Below are 18,921 nucleotides of genomic sequence, written 5' to 3' on the forward strand. Positions count from 1 at the left end.
TTGCCGTCTGATCTGGCGCAATGGTGCACTGGATAAGAACGCTCATGCACTGCATCCACCAGCTACGCCTTGTCCTATGCCGTACTGACCGACCTCGTGTCGGTCAGCAATAACCCCTTGGCGGTGCTCGACCTGGCCTGCGGCGAAGGTCATGCGTTCATGGACGCCGCAGCGCCGCTGCAAGCCGGCGACGGATTGATCGCCACCGGCTGGGGACTACGCGTCGTGCGCGCACGGGCAGCCTGAACTGCCATGGGCGCCATGGCTTGCCGGCGTCAGCGGCAACAGGCTACGATAGCGGCTGCCGCAGCGCGCAGTATTCCTCCCGTCAATTGCAGGATTGCAGGCAGGCGGACCGCTCGGCGCCGCACTCGGCTTGAGAGGTACCGGCGGCGATGCAAGCCCGCCATTCGGCAGCGCAGGCGCTATAGCAATTGGCAAAGGCTGGCGTCGCAGTCACCGCCAAACCGAGGCCTGACGCAAAAAGAAATGCAGCGAGCTTTTTATTCATGGAGTTCTCCCAAAGTCGGATGGCTGATGAATCCCCGCGCGCGCCATCCTCTGGCGCAGGGCCACATACACAGGTATGTCGGGTGTCATCGCGCGCTGGTCGTACGTCAGCGCGAAATGGAAAATCCTGCGGCCTCCAACGTATCCTGGAGCACCGTCAAATCAAAGCCGTGCATATCAACGGCACGCCCCAGCCGATAGCCAGAGCGGCATCCAGAATAATGCCGTACGTCGCGGTCAATTTCAGATATTTTGAAAAGATACCAAAATATCCCTGCAAAATCTGAACCCATGATCAGCTCGCCATTATTAATTGTCAAGACAATTCAATTCATTGCGCGCCATCGGCCAATTCTTCACACAATGAAAAATACAGGCGCGATACGAATATCATCACCCTGGCTATCGATAAAAACATACTCTTTGTAACCATCGGCGCCACGGCAATTGAAATTTTAATGTTAAATTCAAAAAACTAACAAAGTTAATAAAAATACATTCATGAAAATTCCAGCCGAATAAAAATGTCGCAGGGAAAACCGATAAGCGCAAAGCACCGGATATCGGATTCCCATTTCGCGTTCAAGCAAGATGATTGGCAAGCAGGCGGCAGCGCCGCCCTCCATGGTTGCCAGTTGCGTATCCGCCTCAAGGAATCATCGCTTTACAGATCAGCGCTCGTGCGGCAGCGGCACCGTGCTCCGGGGGAAAATCTTTACCCTGCGCACGGTATAATCGGCCTCGCTTACTTCAACACCCAGGCACGACATGACTTCCTCCGCACTTCCTCCCGATACTTCCACCGACCTTTCCGACAGCAGCGAAGACAATAACGACGCCACCCTGGTCGCGGAACTGGGGGAGCTGGCCGAGCATATCCGCCTGGTCAAGATGGAAGGCCGCGTCTTCGTGCGCTTTTCCGGCGTCGTCAAGGCAGGCCACCTGGTGGTGCCGTATGCACTCGTGCCTGCACAGGGCGTGCTGGCGCGGCCGGCCAAGTGGCGCAAGATGGACCGCGAGACCAAGCTGGCCCTGGTGCGCGAGCGGGCCAGCGCGGCCGTCTTCGAGGAACTGCGCCAACACGTGGTCGATTTCGTCGCCGATATCGCGGGCCTGAGCGAGGACGTGGACGCGGACCCGATGGTGTTCCTGCACACGCTGGCCGACATGCAGACGTCCGAGCCGGCCGGCATGGTCTTCGACCGCATCCGCCAGCGCTTCAACCACGCCATCGAGCGCCAGCAGGAAGAGCAGCACGCGGCACGCACGCGCCAGAGCATCAACCTGGCCGAATACCCCGCCTCGTTCGAGATGGCGCGACGCCTGCCGCGCCGCTTCATCGCCCTGCTCGGACCGACCAATTCCGGCAAGACGCACCGCGCCATGGAAGCGCTGGTCAAGGCAAAGAGCGGCATCTATCTGGCGCCATTGCGCCTGCTGGCCCTGGAAAACTATGAACGCCTGCAGGAAGCCGCGCCGCATGGCAAGCCGCTGGCCGTGAGCCTGATCACGGGCGAGGAGCGCAGGGTCGTCGACGGCGCCACGCACGTGGCCAGCACGGTGGAAATGCTGGATACGAAAACCGTCGTCGAAGTGGCCGTCATCGATGAGATCCAGATGCTGGCCGACCCGGACCGGGGCGCCGCGTGGACGGCGGCCGTCTGCGGCGCACCGGCCCACACCGTCTACCTGGTGGGGGCGCCGGAAGCGCGGCGCGCCATCGAGGCGCTGGCCGAACGCCTGGACTGCCCGCTGGAAGTGCACGTCCTGAAACGCATGGCGCCCCTGTCGATGGAGCCGACGGCCGTGCGCAAGGTGCGCAACCTGCGCCGCGGCGACGCCGTCATCGCCTTTTCGCGCCGCGAAGTGCTGATGTGGCGCGACATGATCACGGAAACGGGATTATCGGTGGCCACCGTCTACGGCAACCTGTCGCCCGAAGTGCGGCGCGCGCAGGCGCAGCGCTTCCGCGACGGCACGGCCGACATCGTCGTCGGCACGGATGCGCTGGCGATGGGCCTGAACATGCCGATCGCGCGCATCGTCATGACCACCTGCGTCAAATACAATGGCCGTGAAGAGGAAGAGATTTCGGCCGCGCTGGCGCGCCAGATCGCCGGACGCGCGGGCCGCTATGGCGTGCATGAAGAGGGACTCGTGGCCGGCTACGACAACGAGACGCATGAAGTGATGCGCGCGCTGCTGAAGGAAAAGCTGCACCCGCTGAACACCAGCGGCTTTGCCGTGGCGCCCTCGCTGGAACATCTGCACCGGATTTCGTCGGTGACGGGAGAGCTGTCGCTCAGTAAACTGCTGCGCCGCTTCATCCACAATATCGACGTGCCGGACGGCTTCTTCTTCCCGCGCATCACGGAAGACCAGAAGGAGCGCGCCGTCTGGCTCGACACCCTGCCCCTGTCCGTGGCCGACAAATTTACCTTGTCGCTGGTGCCGATATCGAGCAAGGTGCCGTCCCTGCAGACGGCGTGGGAGCACTGGGCGAAGAATCTGTCGCAGGGAAAAACGAGCACCTTGCGCCAGCACGCGTACGGCGGCGGCACGCAGAATCTGCAGCAGGTGGAAGACACTTGCCGCTACTATTCCGCGTATGCCTGGCTCAGCTACCGTCTGCCCGAATTCTTCCCCGATATCGCGGTGGCGCAACACCTGTCGCGCGATGCGTCCGAGCGCGTCGATTCCATCCTGCGCGCGCACAATGCGGCCTCGCGCGGACGGTCGAAGAAGTTCAAATAAGCGTCACCTGACGGGCCAGAACCAGACCTCGCCGCAATCCCAGTAGCATTCGCTGCCGCAGACCTTCACGCCGATGGAGGGCAGCAGGATGTCGATATGCCCGCCCGCGCCGCCCAGGTAGCCGGGAATGCGAAAGAAGGCGACGACGCCCTGGCGCTGGCCGATGCCTTCCATGGCATCATCCCCGGTAAATTTTTCGGGCGCGCCAAACATCGAGGGGCTGGCCAGCATGTGCGACAGCTTGGCCTGCCCCGGTTCGATCAGCGCGCCCTTGAATGCCCCCTTGCGTATCGCCATGCGACCCTTGACCTGGACCCCGGCCTTGATCAGGGCCAGGCTGACGCGGATGGCGCAGGTGTTGGCAAAGCTGTCCTTGCCGATCAAGTCTTCCCAGCCGATTTCGCGGAACAGGGCCGCCTGATCGACGGCCGCCACGCTGGAGTAATTTTCACGCAGCTTGATGAATGCAGGTTTCACGTCAGCCTCCCGTCATCCCTGGTCGACAAGGACATCAGGCCGATTGTAGGAGGATGCGGCAGCTCCGCACTGAGCGAGATCAAGCGTAAACCGACCGCACCCGTAATGCCAACAATGACGTCGGATTACGCGCGGCATAGCCACGCCAATCCGACCTACTTGAGCATGTAGGTCGGCTTAGGCCAAAGGCCATAAGCCGACACCCGCCGCAACGCCAGCGAGGACGTCGGATGAAGGCCGCTTACGGTTTGCCCGCCTCGTAGTGCAGCTTGAGCACCAGCCCATTATGGTCATCGGCCATATAGATGTCGCCATCCTGGCCCTGCTTGACGTCGACGGGCGCGCCCCTGCCCTGCTTGCCCTTGCGCTCCCAGTTGCCGATCAATTCAACGGACTTGCCCAGCGGCGCGCCGGCCTTGTCGGGCAGCAGGGCCACCAGGCGGTGGCCGTTGCTGCGGTAGCCGTGGTAGCCGATGATCAGGCTGTTCTTGTACAGCGCCGGGTAGCGGCTGGCCGTATAAAAGGTCATGCCCAGCGGCGCCGCATGGCCGGGCAGCAGGCGCTCGGGCGCCGCAAATTGGGCGTCGCAAGCCGTTTTCGGATATTCGGGACTGGCCACATTGTCGTCGTAGCAGTACGGCCAGCCGTAGTGCCGGTCGGACTTGATCAGATTCAGTTCCTCATGCGGCAGGTTCTCGTCGCTTTTGAGTTGTGGCATGGCGGCCTGGATGGCGTCGCGCGCGTTTTCCGCCTGCCACAGTTCGCCCGTGGCCGGGTGGAAGGCCAGCGCCATCGAATTGCGCAAGCCGCGCGCATGCGTGCGCCAGCTCGTCACCGTGCCGGCCGGCCATGCCATCGTGTATTCGCGGATGGCGCCCAGCGCTTCCGGGCCTTCCGCCGAAGCACAGGCCTTGGCCGGATCGGGCGCCTTGCCATCGTTCTCGCAATGGTCGGTGCTCGAACCCACGTTCACATACAGGTCGCCCTTGGGGCTGAAACGCATGTTCGTCAACAGGTGCAAACCGAGGCCCGGCAGGCGCGGCGTCTTGGCCGTGCCGCCGATCACGTCGGTGATGGCGCGGGCGGGATCGCGCAGGTCGAAGCGGAAGATGCGTCCCACCTCGCCCACGTAGACCAAGCCGTCCGGCCCCTGCACGATGCCGTTCGGGCGGTCGAGCTTGTCGAGCAGCAGCTTGCGCTCGTAGCCCGGGCCGGCCGCCTTGCGCTGCAACAGCCACAATTTACCCTGCTTCGGCGTCCATCCCGTCATGTCCGTGACGAGGATGTCGCCATTCGTCAGCGGCAGCACGCCACGGGGAAATTTCAGGCCGTCGGCCAGCACGGCCACGCAAAAGCCGGCCGGCGTGGTGACGTCGAGGCGCGGCATGCCGTCGCACTGGGCGCCGGGTGCCGCCAGGGCGGGCGCCAAGGCGCCGGAAAGGCAGGCCGCCAGGGCGCCCGCAAGCATTTTCTTGTTCATGGTTTCACTCCATCAAGGGTAATCGGGACAGCACGGCGCGCGCGTTGGCGCTGGTTTGCGCCGCCACGTCGGCAAGTTCCAGGCCGCGCAATTCGGCCAGCACGGCGCCGATGCGGGGCAATTCTTCGGGGCTGTTGCGGCCCGGGTGGATCCAGCTGGGCGAAATATCGGGCGCGTCCGTCTCCAGCACAATGGCGTCCAAAGGCAGGTCGCTCGCCATGCGGCGTATCTGCAAGGCGCGCGTAAAGGTCATGGCGCCGCCGAAACCGAGCTTGAAACCTAGATCGATATAGCCCTGCGCCTGCTGGAAGCTGCCGTTGAACGCATGGGCGATGCCGCCGTTCGGGCGGATTTGGCGCGCATGTTTGAGGACGATGTCCTGCGAGCGGCGCACGTGGGCCAGCACGGGCAGGTCGAAGTCGCGGGCGATTTTCAGCTGCTCGCGCAAAAAATGCTCCTGCTTGACGCGCATGGCCGGTTCGCACAGCATGGGAATGAAGAAATCGAGTCCGATCTCGCCGATGGCGACAAAGCGCGGATCATGCATGGCCAGCGCCACGGCTTCGCGCAGGGCGATCAAGTCGTCGTCGGTGGCATGCGGCACGTAGATCGGGTGGATACCGAGCGCATAGCAGGTGTTGGGCGCCGCTGCCGCCAGGTCGCGCACGATGGCGAAATTGGCCCGTTCGACGGCGGGAACGACGATCATCGCCACGCCCTGCGCGGCCGCGCGCGCCGCCACCTGCAGCGATTCGCTGCCGAATTCATGCGCGTCGAGGTGGCAGTGCGTGTCGATCCACAGCATGGCGGTTCCTTAGTATTGGTACGGCTGCAGCCCTTCGTCCGTCAGGCGCAGCACGCGGTCGCAGCGCCTGGCCAGTTCGATATCGTGGGTGACGATGACGAAGGCCGTGCCCAGGGTGCGCGACAGTTCCAGCATCAGGTCGAATATCTGTTCGGCCGTGGCGTGATCAAGGTTGCCCGTCGGTTCATCGGCCAGCACGCAGGCCGGCTGCGTGACGAGGGCGCGGGCCAGGGCCACGCGCTGGCGCTCGCCGCCCGACAATTCGCCCGGCGTGTGCGTGACGCGCTTGGCCAGGTTGACGCGCGTGAGAATCTGCTGCGCCAGCTCGGTGGCGGGCGCACGCTTCATGCGCCGTATCATCAGCGGCATGGCGACGTTGTCGAGCGCCGAGAACTCGGGCAGCAGGTGGTGGAACTGGTAGACGAAGCCCAGCGAGGCGTTGCGCAAGTCGCCGCGCGCCTTTTCGCTGAGAGTGGCGAAATCCTTGCCCAGCAGGGTCACCTTGCCGCTGGTGGGTGTATCGAGCCCGCCCAGCAGGTGCAGCAGGGTCGATTTGCCCGAGCCGGAGGCGCCGACGATGGCGACGCGCTCGCCGCGATGCACGTCGATATCGATGCCGGCCAGCACCTGCACCTTGTAGCTGCCCTGCGTAAAAGTCTTGCCCAGGCCACGGCAGCTAAGGACGGCGGAATCGGCGGAAGCGCCGTTGGAGGCAGGTTTGTTCAGATCGGTCATGGTCGTATTCAGTGGTTTATTCATAGCGCAGGGCTTCCGCAGGTTTGACGCGGGCAGCCCACCAGCTTGGGTACAGGGTCGCCAAAAAGGCGAGGATCACGGCCAGCACGCCGATCTTGGTGACGTCGGGCCAGCGCAGGTCGGACGGCACGGTGCTGATGAAATAGATGTCCTTGGAGAGAAACTGCACGCCCAGCAGGTGCTCGATGAAGGGCACGATGACGTCGATGTTCATCGCCACCAGCACGCCGCCGCCCACGCCCAGGATCGTGCCCAGGATGCCCACCAGCGCGCCCTGGATCATGAAAATCTTCATGATGGAACGGGGCGAGGCGCCCAGGGTGCGCAAAATCGCGATATCGGCCTGCTTGTCCGTCACCGTCATCACCAGGGTCGAGACGAGGTTGAAGGCGGCCACGGCGATGATCAGGGTCAGTATGATGAACATCATGCGTTTTTCCGTCTGCACGGCGGCAAACCAGTTGGCGTTCAGCTTGGACCAGTCGCGCAGCCACAGGTCGCCCGGCATGGTTTTCTTCAGTTCCGCCGCCACTTGCGGCGCCTGGTTCATGTCGGCCAGGCGCAAACGCAGGCCGGACGGGCCGTCGAGGCGCAGCAGGCGCTGGCCGTCTTCGATATTGATGAAGGCCAGACCGGCGTCGAATTCATTGTGGCCCGCCTGGAAGATGCCGCTGACGGTAAAGCTGCGCATGCGCGGCAGCACGCCGGCCGGCGTGACCTGGCCCTGCGCCAGCATCAAGGTGACTTTTTCGCCGAGGTTGACGCGCAAGGCGCGCGCCAGCTCGATGCCCAGCACGATATTGAAGGTGCCCGGCTGCAGCGCCTTGAAGCTGCCCATGCGCGTCTGGCCGGCCACGTCCGAGACGTTGGGCTCTTCCTCGGGCAGCACGCCGCGCACGATGGCGGGGCGCAGCGCGTCGTCGCGCAGCAGCATGCCCTGCGTTTCCACGAATGGCGCGGCGCCCTTCACGGCCGGATTCTTGAAGGCTTGCGCCGCTTCCGCGCGCCAGTCGGGCATGCTGCCGCTGTTGTCGAACACTTCCACGTGGGCCAGCACGGACAGCATGCGGTCCGTCACTTCCTTCTGGAAGCCGTTCATCACGGACAGCACGACGATCAGCGCCGCCACGCCCAGGCCGATGCCGGCCATGGAAATGAGCGAGATGAAGGAAATAAAACTGTTGCGGCCACTGCGCTTGCCGGCCCGCGTGTAGCGCAGGCCGACCAGCCATTCGAAGGGAAGATTTTTTAACATGCTCATTAATTCGTTAATTCTTATGTATGCAACATATCATCGCGTTAGCCCGTGCAACGAAGGGCTGGGGTCAGACCCGGCGGGTCTGACCCCGGTTTTACAAGCCGCTTATTCGTAGCGCAGGGCCTCTGCCGGCTTGACACGCGCCGCGCGCCAGCTCGGGTAGATCGTGGCCACCAGCGCCAGGCTAAAGGCGATCAGGCCGATCTGCGCCACGTCCAGCCAATGCACGTCCGACGGCACGGCGCTGATCTGGTAGATTTCCTTGGAAATGAAGTGCAGGCCGAAGATGCCTTCGATGAAGGGCACGATGACGCCCACGTTCAGCGCCAGCACGACGCCGCCGATGACGCCCAGGGCGCTCCCCAGCAAGCCCACCAGCGCGCCCTGGATCATGAAAATCTTCATGATGGAGAACGGCGAGGCGCCCAGGGTGCGCAGGATGGCGATGTCGGCCTGCTTGTCGGTGACCGACATCACCAGGGTCGAGACGAGGTTGAACGCGGCCACGGCGATGATCATGCTGAGGATGATGAACATCATGTTCTTCTGGCTTTGCACCAGCGCATACCAGCTGGCACTGGCGCGCGACCAGTCGCGCATCCACAGCTGGCCCGGCATCGATGCCTTCAGTTCGCGCGCCACCTGGGGCGCCTTGTCCATGTCGTGCAGGCGCAGGCGCAGGCCGGACGGGCCGTCAAGCTGCAGCAGCTGTTCCGCGTCCTGCATGTTCACAAACGCCAGGCTGCCGTCAAGTTCATTGTGACCCGCCTCGAAGATGCCGGCCACCTTGAGCGCGCGCATGCGCGGCATGACGATGCCGTTGGCCGGATCGCCCGCCCTGGGCTCGCGCTCGAGCATCAGGGTGACGTTCTGCCCCACTTTCACGTCGAGCGCCTTGGCCAGGTCGATGCCCAGCACGATGTTGTAGGAACCGGGAGTCAGCGCATCGAAACTGCCCTGTTTCATCTGGGCGGCCACGCTCGAGACGGTGGCTTCCTGCTGCGGCAGTACGCCGCGCACGACGGACGGACGCATGGTTTCGTCATTGAGCAGCATGCCCTGGGTTTCCACGAACGGCGACACGGCTTTCACTTGCGGATTGGCGTAGGCGGCGCGCTCCTGCGCCTGCCAGTTGGGCATGGAGCCGCTCGTGTCGAACACCTCGACGTGGGCCAGCACCGACATCAGCCGGTCGGTGACTTCCTTCTGGAAGCCGTTCATGACGGAGAGGACGACGATCAGGGCGGCCACGCCCAGGCCGATGCCGGCCACGGAAATGAGAGAGATGAAGGAAATGAAGCTGTTGCGGCCACTGCGTTTCCCGGCGCGCGTATAGCGCACGCCGACCTGCCACTCAAAAGGAAATTGTTTGATGATGCTCATGCGCTCCCGCGACAACGATGATATGCGAGCGCGCAGTGTGCCACACAATGGGCATTTCATGCATGATCTCTGCGTCATCTCTGTGTGAAACCGCGCACGCCGGCGCTATTTTACCTCCTGCGCCAGGCCGAAAACCCGCAGTAGCTGCCCCGCCAGCGCATATTGCCGCATCTGCGCCAGGGTCAGACGGTGCAGCTGGTCGATGCGCCGCTGCTGTATCGTGAAATAGCTGTCGCGCGTCTGGATGACCTGCTGCAGGTTGCGCCGGCCCGCCTCGTACTGGATGGTCCCGCCGCGCACGACGAAGGCCATCTTCTTTTCCTGCTCGTCAAGCAGGGCCAGGGTGCGCTGCGCATTGGCGATGCGCGGCAGCATGCTGGCCAGGTCGGCGCGCGTGCCCTGCTCGGCGCGCGCCACGTCCGCCTCGGCCGCCTGGGCGCGGCTGATGCTTTCGTCGCGCTGCGCCAGGCTGCCCCCGCCGAGCGGGATTTCCCAGGAGACCCCCACCGACCAGCCCCGCTGCTGGATGGTCGACGGCGGCGGCGTGGTCTTGTTATTGAGCAGATGGCTGACATTCAGATCGATTTTGGGGGCCAGGGTGGCCGCCACGCCACGCACGCGCAACTGGGCCGCGGCGGCCCGCTCGCGCGCGGCGCGCAACTGCGCCTGCTGCGTATCGGCATTCTCCAGCGCCTGCGCCGGCAGCGGCGCAAAGGCGAAATCGGCAAACTGCGCCACCGGCTCGAAGGCCAGCGCCTCGAGCTTGATGCGCGCCGCCTGCTGGTCCGTCAGCAAGCCGTCGTGCACCAGTTCCGCGTCCAGCTGCGAACTTTGCGCCAGTTCGCGGTCCACTTCCGACGATTTGCCCAGTTCCGCCTGGCGCGTCACCTGCCGCACCAGCTGCGTCACGTCGCGCAGGCGTTCCTGCGACTGCTGCAGGCTGCGTTCCAGGCGCTGCATGTCGAAATATGCTTCGGCCAGCTTTTCCGCGCTTTCCGCGCGCGCCCGCTCCACGTCGAAGGCGGCGCCCGCCATCTCGCGCTCGGCCGCATCAAGTTCGGCGCGGTCGGCGCCGCCGTTGTACACGTTCCAGCGCACGCTCGCTTCCACCTGGTGCGTGCGGCGCTCGACCTCCAGCGTCCCATCGAGGTCCTTGCTGCGCCCCCGCGTCGCCTGCAGCGCCGCAGTGGGAAACAGGCGAGAACGGGCCTGTTTGTAGCGCGCTTCGGTGGTGGCCAGCGCCGCCTGCGCCGCAATCACCTGCGGATCGCGCGGCACGGCGCGCGCCAGCAAGGCAGGCAAGCCGCGCGCGGCCTGCGCCTGGAAAGTGGCCGGCGGCGCGGACTGGGCCGCCGCGTTTGCGCAGGCCAATGCCATGCAAATCAAGAAGGCACGCATCACCGCTCCTGCAGGGAAGACTGCAAGCCGCGCAGCACGGGCTTGAACACATATTGCAGCACCGAGCGGCGCCCCGTCAGGATGCCCACGTCGACGGGCATGCCTGGCGTCACCGGCAATACCTTGCCGTGCGCCGTCAGCTGGCTGCGGTCGGTGCTCAGCTGCACCTCGAAGTACGGTTCGTTGCGTTCGTCGGGAATCGCGTCCGCCCCCACGCGCACCACTTGCGCCTGCATGCGGCCATAGGTGGTGGCGTCGTACGCCAGCACATTCGCCGACGCGCTCTGTCCCACATGGATAAAACCGATGTCCGACGGTTTCACGCGCACGGAGATCAGCATTTCCGAATCGGCCGGCACGATTTCCAGGATAGGTTTACCCGGCTGCGCCACGCCGCCGACGGTTGCCACCAGCACGCGGTTGACGACGCCGTCGACGGGCGCCGTCACGTCGCGCCGGCTCACCTGGTCCTGCTGGCCTTTCACGGTGCTGGCCAGGGCACCGGCCTTGGTCTCATACTCGCTGCGCTGCGCGCCCCACTGGCCGCGCATGCGCGCTTCCACTTCGCCCGCCTGCGCCTGTGCCTCGGCCAGGGTGGCCGTCAGGCGCGGCACGGAGGTGCGCAGGCTGTCGAGTTCCGTGCGCTGCTGCTGCACGCGCTGCTGCGCATTCAGGTAGTCGCCGCGCGAACCGGCGCCCTCTTTGAAGAGCCTCTCCTCGATGGACAGGCTTTCCAGGGCGATTTTCAAGCCCGTGTCGAGCTGGGCGATGCGGCTGTGCGCCTCGGCCAGCTCGCCACGGCGGCGCGTCACGCCTTCGCGCGCGGCCGCCGTGGCCGACGCGAATTCGCGCTGGCCGTCGCGCCACAACTGCATTTCCTTGGCGATCAGCTCGGGCGCCTCTTTCTGCCATTCCGGCGCAAACTGGGGCGTGCCGCCGGACAGCAGCGCATCGAGGCGCGCCCTGCCCGCCAGCGCGGCCAGGCGGTTTTGCACGCTGGCGCCCAGGTTGGCCTCGTACTGGGCCGTGTCCAGGCGCAGCAGCAAGTCGCCGCGGCGCACGCGCTGGCCCGGTTTCACCAGCATTTCACGCACGATGCCCCCTTCCAGGCTTTGCACTTCCTGCAGGTGCGATGGCGGCGTGATGGCGCCCCGGCCATTCACGGACACGTCGAGCTGGGCGAACATGGCCCAGGCCAGCGCCAGCACCAGCAGCACGGACGTCAAGGCCAGCATGCGGATGACGATGCGCTGCGGTTCGCGTTCCGGGTCCGGGTGGGCCGCCGGCAGCGGGCGGGCGTTCGGGGCATTGAGGGCGCTCATGCCGCCACTCCCTGTTCCACCGCAGACTTGGCCGTCTGGCTGTTCAAGACGCGCATGACGTCGTCGCGCGGGCCGTCGGCCACGATGCGCCCCTTGTCGAAGACGATCAGGCGGTCCACCAGCGCCAGCATGGCCATGCGGTGCGTCACCAGCACGATGGTCGTCTCCTTTAAGGTACGCAGCCGCCCGATCAAGCGCTGCTCGGTGGCCGGGTCGAACATGCTGCTCGGCTCATCGAGCAGCAACATCGGCGGTTTCACCAGCAAGGCGCGGGCCATGGCCACGGCTTGCCGCTGGCCGCCGGACAGGCGTTCACCGCGTTCGCCCACTTCCGTCGCCACGCCGTTGGGCAGCTGGGTGATGATGTCGTCGAGGCAGGCCAGGCGGATGGCGTCGAGCAGGCTGGCGTCGTCGGCCTGGCTGCGTCCCAGTTCGATGTTTTCGCGCAGGCTGCCGTGGAACAGGGTCACGTCCTGCGGCACGTAGCCGATCTGGCGGCGCAGGCTCAAAGGGTCCAGCTGGGTGCTGGCCAGGTCGTCGAACAGCACGCTGCCGCTTTGCGGGCCGTACTGGTTCAGCAGCAAGCGCAGCAAGGTGCTCTTGCCGGAACCGAGCTTGCCGATCACGCCGACCCGTTCGCCGGGGCGGATGTGCAGGTTGAGCTTATCGAGCAGCGGCGGCGAATTCGGGTAGGCAAAGCCCACGTCGCGAAATTCGATGCGCCCGGACAGGGGCGGCGCCTGCAGGCTGGCCGCGTCGTCGTCGGTGGGCGCTTCCATGATTTTATTGAGTGCGTGATACGACAGCTTGGTCTGTTCCCAGCGTATGATCAGGCCCGCGATCTGGCTCACGGGCGCCAGGGCGCGGCCCGTCAGCATGCTCACGGCGATGATCTGGCCCAGGGTCAGCAGATGCTCGCCCATCAGCAAGGCGCCCGTGGCCACCACGGCCACGCCGGACAGGGCCAGCACGGCCGTGTTGATGTAGTTGACCCGGCTGACGATTTCGCGCGTCTCGACGCTGTTGGCGGCGATGGCCACCGTCAGGCTTTCCCATTTGCGCCGGCTCCACGCTTCGGCGCCCAGCGCCTTGATGGTGTCGAGGCCATTCATGGTTTCAAACAGGTGCGCCGTGCGCTGCGCGCTTTCCTGCATCGAGGCGGCCACGTGGCGCGCCAGGGCCGCGCGCGAGGCGAAGGCGACCAGCAGCAAAATCGGGATGACGGCCAGGGGCACGAGCACGAGCCAGCCGCCGACCAGGGCGATCACCAGCAGGAACAGCAGCAGGAATGGCAAGTCGCCCAGGGTGGTCAGGGTCGTGGAGGCAAAGAATTCGCGCACGGATTCGAAATCGCGCACGGTATTGGCCAGGGTGCCGCCGGAAGCGGGCCGGCTGGCCGCGCGCAGGCGCAGGCACTGGGCGAAAATGTTCGACGACAGCGCCACGTCCATGCGGCGCGACGCCGTTTCCACCAGTTCGCCGCGCAGCAGGCGCAGGGCCAGCTCGAAGCCCGTCAGCACCACGACGGCGATCGTCAGCACCCACAGGCTGGACGTGGCATTGTTCGGGATCACGCGGTCATATACGGCCATCGCATAGAACGGCACCAGCGCGCCGATGACATTGAGCACCAGGGTGCCCAGCAGGGCCCAGCGGAAGACCCAGCGGTTACGGTTGAACACGTCCCAGAACCAGCGTCCCGCCACCGGCATGCTGTAAAGCAAGCTGCGCTGGTCGAAGAACATGACGGGCCGCACGGCTACCCAGCGCCCTTCGGGCACTTCCCGCGCCAGCGCGGCGGCGTCGAGCCAGGCACTGCCGGCGATGCCGGGCACGTGGCATTCATATTTGCCATCGGCAATGGCCAGTACCACCAGCGCCTGCCCTTCCCCGTTGAGCAGCAAGGCCGGCATTTCCGTGGGACGGCGTGGCTTATCTACCGGCAACACGGTGCCGGCCAGGCTGGCCTGCGCCAGCGCCTGTTCGAGAAAGTCAGCCGTGGCCGGTGCAGCCTGGGCCGCCACGCTGGCGCGCAGGCGCTCGGCCTGCACGGCAACGCCGAAAAAGCGCGCCAGGAAGACGATGGCGTCGGCGATGGCATCGGTGGAGATGCCGGCGGAAGCGGTGGAAGTGTCGGGAGGTGAGGTCATGATGGATTCACAATAAAACGCTGCGGCGCGCCGGTCGGGCGCGCCGCAGCGGGAACGCTATCGCTTGCGCGATGAGTGATGACTAATGAGTAATAATTAAGTCAGCGCGGAAGCGCCCTTGCGGCGGCGCGCCATGAAGCCCAGCAAGCCCAGGCCCGCGACCAGCATGGCCCACGTCTGCGCTTCCGGCACTGGCGACACGGCCAGCAGGGTTTGCGAAGCTGGGTTGACGCTCGTCAAGCTCGTGTAGTTGTACAGGTTCTGGATGGCGCCATTGCCCGTGGCCACGCCCAACATGGTGTTGGCCTGGCTGACGACGGCGTTGCTCAGGTTTTTGAAGCGCAGGTCGCCCGTCAGCAGGTTCGTGTTGTCGTTATTCAATTCCCACAGGGCCAGCTGGAAGGCGGCGGCGCTGTTGGCGCTGGTCGACACAGTCGCGATGGACGAAGCGTAATACCCTTCATACAGGCGCTTGACGGCATCGCTGGCGGCGAAGGCGCCGCTGCTGTAGCTGTTCGACGTGTTGCTCAGTGCGACATGGGGATCGAGGCAGAACGCCAGGAAGGTGTTGCTGTCGTATTTGACTTCCCACAAGGTCGGCGAGATGGCGCTGCCCGAGCCGAAGGCACCGCCAGCAGCCGTAAACAGGCTGACGCTGTGCGAATCGACGACTTGCAGATTGGAGGCGGCCAGGGCGCTGCCGCTGGCGAGGGCGAAGGCGGCTGCGGCGATGGCGCCGCGAACGATCAGGTGCATGGATTGTTTCATTGTGGTTTCCCTATTTCGATTATCAAGTGTGAAAAAAGCGTGGAAAGCGCCGGCGCCCCGTGACGGGCGCGCCGGTGCGGCATTGCCGGGCAGGCTCATGGCCCGGCAAGGGACATCAGGCAGCCATTTCCTGGGGCTGGGTATTTACGTGAGCCATGGCGCGGCGCAAGAGGTCGGCCATTTCGCACTGGGCCTGGGCTTCTGCGGCAGGGGCTGCTGCTGCGGCCGGCGCGGCGGCGACGGTGGTCACCGTGCCATCCTGGCCCAGCACCACGTCGAGCGTGCTGTCGTCGCGCAGCAGGTCGGCCATGCTGGGCAGATGCACGCCGGCGGCGGCCGCATCCTTGGCATCGACGTTGAAATACACGTCCGTCATGTCGACCGTCTTGCCGTCGGTCAGGGTGGCGCTGCTGCGTTCGAGGTGCAGATTGCTGTTGGCGTCGAGGAAAGGCAGTTCCGTGTAGCTCACGGCCAGACTGGCCACGCCGGCGTCGTGCAGAGACATCAGCTCGCCATCGTCCGTGACGCCATTGCTGTTGGCGTCGCGCCAGATGCGCAGTTCGGCGAACTTGTCGTCATGCGCATCGACCACGCCGTCGTGGTTCGAGTCATAGCTGGACAGCTTGGCGAAGCCCGTGCCCTTCTCGTTACCACCGAACAACTCGGAGATGTTGTCGATCTTGCCATTGGAATTGCTGTCGATGGCCAGCAAGCCGTCATGGGCCGAGACCCAGCCCGTCTGGATGGCGCTGCCCGTGCCCAGCAGGTCGAAGCTGCCGTGGAAGTCGGCGCGGGCGATCGTGTGCACGCCGTCACCGTTGAGGTCGATGACGATGGGCGTGATGGCCGCATCCCAGCTCATGTCGTTCTGACCCGACGCCAGCTTCAATATGTCCGTGTAGACCACGTTGGACGTCGTGCCGTTGCTGTTGACATCCGAATCGATATTGTCGTTCGTGCCCACGTTCTTCGCGCCCCATTTCCACGTATCCATGGCGTAGCCCGCGTGGTACACGCCCGACTTGTCGAATTTCAGGGAATAGCTGCCCGGATCGAGGTTGCTGAACAGATAATTGCCGTTGGCATTCGTGTAGGTGGTGGCCAGCAGCACGCCGCTGCCCGAGTACAACTGCACCTTGATGTTGGCGATGCCCGCCTCGTTGTAGTCTTGCACGCCGTCATGGTCCGCATCGCGCCACACCTTGTCGCCCAGGCTGGCCTTGCGGTAGATGCCCGCATCCCAGCTCATGTCGTTCTGGCCGGCGGCCAGGTTGATCAGGGACGAGCGCCCCGTGCTGACATCGACGTCGGAATCGGCCGTATCGCTGCCCAGATTGGCCTTGGTGTAATAAAAGCCTGATGGACGGATGACTTCGACCTTGTAGCTGCCGGCCGCCAGTTCGCTGAACAGGTAGTTGCCGCTGGCATTCGTCGTCGTCGAGGCGATGACGACGTTGCTGGCATTGAGCAGGTTGACTTTTACGCCCGCCACGCCCAGCTCGCCCGCATCCTGCACGCCGTTGTAGTTATTGTCTTCCCACACGCGGTCGCCGATGGAGGCCGTGTTGAGTTTGACCAGGCCGGCATCCCAGTCCAGCTGCACATCGCCCGACTTCAAGCTAGCCCATGTGGTGGTGAAGCCGCTGGCCGGATTGACGTCCGAATCCGTGGCGTAACCGCCGATATCGGCCTTGGTGAAGCCATAGCCGGCCGGCGGCACGAAGCCCAGGTAATATTCGCCGGGGACCAGGTTGCTGAACAGATAATTGCCGCTGGCATCCGTGGTGGCGCTGGCCACGACGACGCCTTGCGCGTTGTACAGATTGACTTTCACGCCACACACGCCCGCCTCGCCCGCATCCTGCGTGCCGTTGCCGTTCGCATCGAACCAGACGCGGTCGCCGATGGACGCCGTCTTGTACAGGCCGGCATCGAGATCCTTGTAGTTCTGGCCCGCGGCGACCGTCACCTGGCCGCTGTTGCCCAGCGTGTTGATGTCGCTGTCGAGCGCGTCGCTGCTGCCCGCATCCTTGACGGTGGTCAAATAGCCCGCGGGGGCGACGACGGCGATGGAATACGTGCCGGGATCGACATTGAAGTTGTAATAGCCGGTGGCGTCCGTCACGGTCGAGCCGATCACGCTGCCGGCCGCGTTTTTCAGCTGCACGGTAACGCCGCCGATGCCGGACTCGCCCGCATCCTGGATGCCGTTGGCGTTGCTGTCATGCCACACGCGGTCGCCCAAGGTGGCCGGCAAGGCCACGATGCCGGCATCCACGCTGTGGTTGCTGTCGCCCGAGGCCAGCAGCACTTGCGCCGTCTTGCCATCGATGGCATTGGCGTCCGAATCGCGCTGCTCGTCGCCGCCCTGGTCCTGGCCCGTGAAGGTATAGCCGGCTGGCAAGGTGGTCTTATCGAATTGCACGCTGTAGGCGCCCGGTTTCAAATTCGTGAACAGGTAGTTGCCGTTCGCATCCGTCACCAAAGGGCTGCCGACGGCGTTGCCCGACGCGTCGAGCAAGGTCACTTTCACGCCAGCAGCACCCGCTTCGCCCGCGTCCTGCACGCCGTTCTTGTTGGTATCGAACCAGACCCGGTCGCCCAGCTCGGCCGTGCGGTACAGGCCCGCGTCCAGGGTCAGGTTGGTTTCGCCCGGCGCCAGGGTGACGGGCGCCATCTTGCCGGCCGCATCGATATTGCTGTCCTTGCCCGCGTCGCCGCCCTGGTTGGCTGCCGTCGGCACATAGCCGGCGGGCGCCACCACGGTCACGGAATACGTGCCCGGGTTGACGTCAAAGTGGTAGCCGCCGCTGGCGTCCGTCGTGGTGGAGGCGACCACATTGCCGGCCGTATCCTTCAATTGCACGACCACATTGGCGATGCCCGCCTCGCCCGCGTCCTGCACGCCGTTGGCATTCTTGTCTTCCCATACGAAGTCGCCCAGGTGGGCCATCGGCACCTTGAAGGTCAGGTAATGGGGCGCCAGACTCAGGTCTTGCGCATTGCAGCCGGCCGTGCCGCCGTCATCGCGCACCTTGAAACCGAGGTCGAAGTCGCCGGCCACGGTCTGGCTCGGCACGAAGACCAGGTGGCCCGCGCGGATGTCGTCGATGGACACTTCCGTGCCCACCGTCACGGCCACTCCATTCAACAGGACCTGGCCCGCCGTAGTGGTATTCGTGATGACGATGGACTTGAAGCCGTCGTGCTCGACGTCGTCGTGGAAGCCGAAATCGCCTTCGCTGAGCACCACGTTGTTTCCATTGAGCAATGTAAACGTCTTATCGGCCGCGTCGGGCGCGTCGTTGACGGGGTCGATGATGACTTGCAGGCTCAGCTGGACGATATCGCCATTGCCCTTGTCGATCGTCACTTCGATGGTCGAAAAGCTGCCGTTGTAGTTGGCGGCCCAGTCGCCGGGACGCACATACACGGTGTCCGCATCGAGCATGCCGAACAGCGGTGTGTTCTCGGTCGATTCCGTATCGTCAGGCAACAGCACGGTGAAATTCTTGATGTTCAGTTCGCCTTGCACCGAGTAGCCGGCCTGGATCAGCAGATCGCGGATATCGAAATTTTTGTTGATGTCTTCGCAGACGTGGACCGTGGTCGACAGGTTGTAGGTAGTCATGCGGCCTCCTGACGGCATGCCACGGCGGCAGCAGGAGCGGAAATACGAGGGGCCAGGGCGCGATCAGCCTGGCCGCGCAAAGCGGCGAATGTATACATAGGTGGGCTTCCAAGAAGGGACTTGTTTAAAAATGAAGCCGGCAGATCTTGTATACAATTTCGAGGGACACAGGAGCCAGACGACGCAACCACGCAGCAGGGGGTGATTGTCTTTCTGATATTAAGTTAGC

At 64.5% G+C, this 18,921-nt stretch carries 15 protein-coding genes; 2 read left to right on the forward strand and 13 right to left on the reverse strand.

Features of this window, described 5'->3' with window-relative positions; all coding sequences use genetic code 11:
• The first annotated feature begins 69 nt into the window (after window positions 1-69).
• Window positions 70-246 (forward strand): hypothetical protein, encoded by a 177-nt coding sequence (locus IGS60_RS26940; protein WP_230506720.1) that lies wholly within the window; start codon window positions 70-72, stop codon window positions 244-246.
• An 82-nt stretch (window positions 247-328) separates the two neighbouring features.
• Here the strand turns inward: IGS60_RS26940 and IGS60_RS26945 are convergent, their stop codons facing one another.
• The gene (locus tag IGS60_RS26945; protein ID WP_139143755.1) at window positions 329-511 is read right to left on the reverse strand and encodes a hypothetical protein; all 183 of its coding nucleotides are present in this window, start codon (window positions 509-511) and stop codon (window positions 329-331) included.
• 106 nt (window positions 512-617) lie between these two features.
• Window positions 618-830, reverse strand: a complete 213-nt coding sequence (locus tag IGS60_RS26950; protein ID WP_230506721.1) for a hypothetical protein — start codon at window positions 828-830, stop codon at window positions 618-620.
• 448 nt (window positions 831-1,278) lie between these two features.
• On the opposite strand from IGS60_RS26950, the gene IGS60_RS26955 reads away from it, so the two are divergent.
• On the forward strand, window positions 1,279-3,264 hold the full coding sequence (locus IGS60_RS26955; protein WP_230506722.1) for a helicase-related protein: 1,986 nt from the start codon (window positions 1,279-1,281) through the stop codon (window positions 3,262-3,264).
• 3 nt (window positions 3,265-3,267) lie between these two features.
• Here the strand turns inward: IGS60_RS26955 and IGS60_RS26960 are convergent, their stop codons facing one another.
• The 11 genes from IGS60_RS26960 to IGS60_RS27010 all read right to left on the reverse strand — a co-directional run bounded on the left by IGS60_RS26960 (window position 3,268) and on the right by IGS60_RS27010 (window position 18,692).
• Window positions 3,268-3,741 (reverse strand): T6SS effector amidase Tae4 family protein, encoded by a 474-nt coding sequence (locus tag IGS60_RS26960; protein WP_070220009.1) that lies wholly within the window; start codon window positions 3,739-3,741, stop codon window positions 3,268-3,270.
• 241 nt (window positions 3,742-3,982) lie between these two features.
• Entirely contained in the window at window positions 3,983-5,221 is a 1,239-nt protein-coding gene (locus tag IGS60_RS26965) for a sorbosone dehydrogenase family protein (RefSeq protein ID WP_230506723.1), read from the reverse strand.
• 4 nt (window positions 5,222-5,225) lie between these two features.
• A complete protein-coding gene (locus IGS60_RS26970) occupies window positions 5,226-6,023 on the reverse strand; it encodes a TatD family hydrolase (RefSeq protein WP_230506739.1) in 798 nt (265 codons plus the stop codon).
• 12 nt (window positions 6,024-6,035) lie between these two features.
• Window positions 6,036-6,761: a lipoprotein-releasing ABC transporter ATP-binding protein LolD gene (gene lolD, locus IGS60_RS26975; RefSeq protein ID WP_076571574.1), complete on the reverse strand. Its 726-nt coding sequence runs from the start codon at window positions 6,759-6,761 to the stop codon at window positions 6,036-6,038.
• Window positions 6,762-6,777: 16 nt separating this feature from the next.
• On the reverse strand, window positions 6,778-8,043 hold the full coding sequence (locus IGS60_RS26980; protein ID WP_046682975.1) for a lipoprotein-releasing ABC transporter permease subunit: 1,266 nt from the start codon (window positions 8,041-8,043) through the stop codon (window positions 6,778-6,780).
• A 102-nt stretch (window positions 8,044-8,145) separates the two neighbouring features.
• Entirely contained in the window at window positions 8,146-9,423 is a 1,278-nt protein-coding gene (locus IGS60_RS26985) for a lipoprotein-releasing ABC transporter permease subunit (RefSeq protein ID WP_230506724.1), read from the reverse strand.
• A 105-nt stretch (window positions 9,424-9,528) separates the two neighbouring features.
• Window positions 9,529-10,821 carry a TolC family protein gene (locus IGS60_RS26990; protein ID WP_230506725.1) on the reverse strand — a complete coding sequence of 431 codons (1,293 nt, stop codon included), beginning with the start codon at window positions 10,819-10,821 and terminating at the stop codon, window positions 9,529-9,531.
• Entirely contained in the window at window positions 10,821-12,143 is a 1,323-nt protein-coding gene (locus tag IGS60_RS26995; protein ID WP_070219997.1) for an HlyD family type I secretion periplasmic adaptor subunit, read from the reverse strand. Before IGS60_RS26995 ends, IGS60_RS26990 begins: the two co-directional genes overlap by 1 nt.
• The gene (locus tag IGS60_RS27000) at window positions 12,140-14,293 is read right to left on the reverse strand and encodes a type I secretion system permease/ATPase (protein WP_230506726.1); all 2,154 of its coding nucleotides are present in this window, start codon (window positions 14,291-14,293) and stop codon (window positions 12,140-12,142) included. The genes IGS60_RS26995 and IGS60_RS27000 overlap by 4 nt, the downstream gene beginning before the upstream one ends.
• Window positions 14,294-14,389: 96 nt before the next feature.
• Window positions 14,390-15,061: a thioester domain-containing protein gene (locus tag IGS60_RS27005; RefSeq protein WP_230506727.1), complete on the reverse strand. Its 672-nt coding sequence runs from the start codon at window positions 15,059-15,061 to the stop codon at window positions 14,390-14,392.
• A gap of 115 nt (window positions 15,062-15,176) precedes the next feature.
• Window positions 15,177-18,692 carry an SdrD B-like domain-containing protein gene (locus IGS60_RS27010; RefSeq protein WP_230506728.1) on the reverse strand — a complete coding sequence of 1,172 codons (3,516 nt, stop codon included), beginning with the start codon at window positions 18,690-18,692 and terminating at the stop codon, window positions 15,177-15,179.
• Window positions 18,693-18,921: the final 229 nt, after the last annotated feature.

It is taken from the genome of Janthinobacterium sp. FW305-128, assembly GCF_020858135.1.
Lineage (GTDB): Bacteria > Pseudomonadota > Gammaproteobacteria > Burkholderiales > Burkholderiaceae_D > Janthinobacterium.

What these genes read in the sequence shown, in the direction of transcription:
- IGS60_RS26945 (WP_139143755.1), bottom strand. Translation starts at nt 511, where the DNA reads ATGAATAAAAAGCTCGCTGCATTTCTTTTTGCGTCAGGCCTCGGTTTG.
- IGS60_RS26955 (WP_230506722.1), top strand. Translation starts at nt 1,279, where the DNA reads ATGACTTCCTCCGCACTTCCTCCCGATACTTCCACCGACCTTTCCGAC.
- IGS60_RS26965 (WP_230506723.1), bottom strand. Translation starts at nt 5,221, where the DNA reads ATGAACAAGAAAATGCTTGCGGGCGCCCTGGCGGCCTGCCTTTCCGGC.
- lolD (WP_076571574.1), bottom strand. Translation starts at nt 6,761, where the DNA reads ATGACCGATCTGAACAAACCTGCCTCCAACGGCGCTTCCGCCGATTCC.
- IGS60_RS26980 (WP_046682975.1), bottom strand. Translation starts at nt 8,043, where the DNA reads ATGAGCATGTTAAAAAATCTTCCCTTCGAATGGCTGGTCGGCCTGCGC.
- IGS60_RS26985 (WP_230506724.1), bottom strand. Translation starts at nt 9,423, where the DNA reads ATGAGCATCATCAAACAATTTCCTTTTGAGTGGCAGGTCGGCGTGCGC.
- IGS60_RS26990 (WP_230506725.1), bottom strand. Translation starts at nt 10,821, where the DNA reads ATGCGTGCCTTCTTGATTTGCATGGCATTGGCCTGCGCAAACGCGGCG.
- IGS60_RS26995 (WP_070219997.1), bottom strand. Translation starts at nt 12,143, where the DNA reads ATGAGCGCCCTCAATGCCCCGAACGCCCGCCCGCTGCCGGCGGCCCAC.
- IGS60_RS27000 (WP_230506726.1), bottom strand. Translation starts at nt 14,293, where the DNA reads ATGACCTCACCTCCCGACACTTCCACCGCTTCCGCCGGCATCTCCACC.
- IGS60_RS27005 (WP_230506727.1), bottom strand. Translation starts at nt 15,061, where the DNA reads ATGAAACAATCCATGCACCTGATCGTTCGCGGCGCCATCGCCGCAGCC.
- IGS60_RS27010 (WP_230506728.1), bottom strand. Translation starts at nt 18,692, where the DNA reads ATGACTACCTACAACCTGTCGACCACGGTCCACGTCTGCGAAGACATC.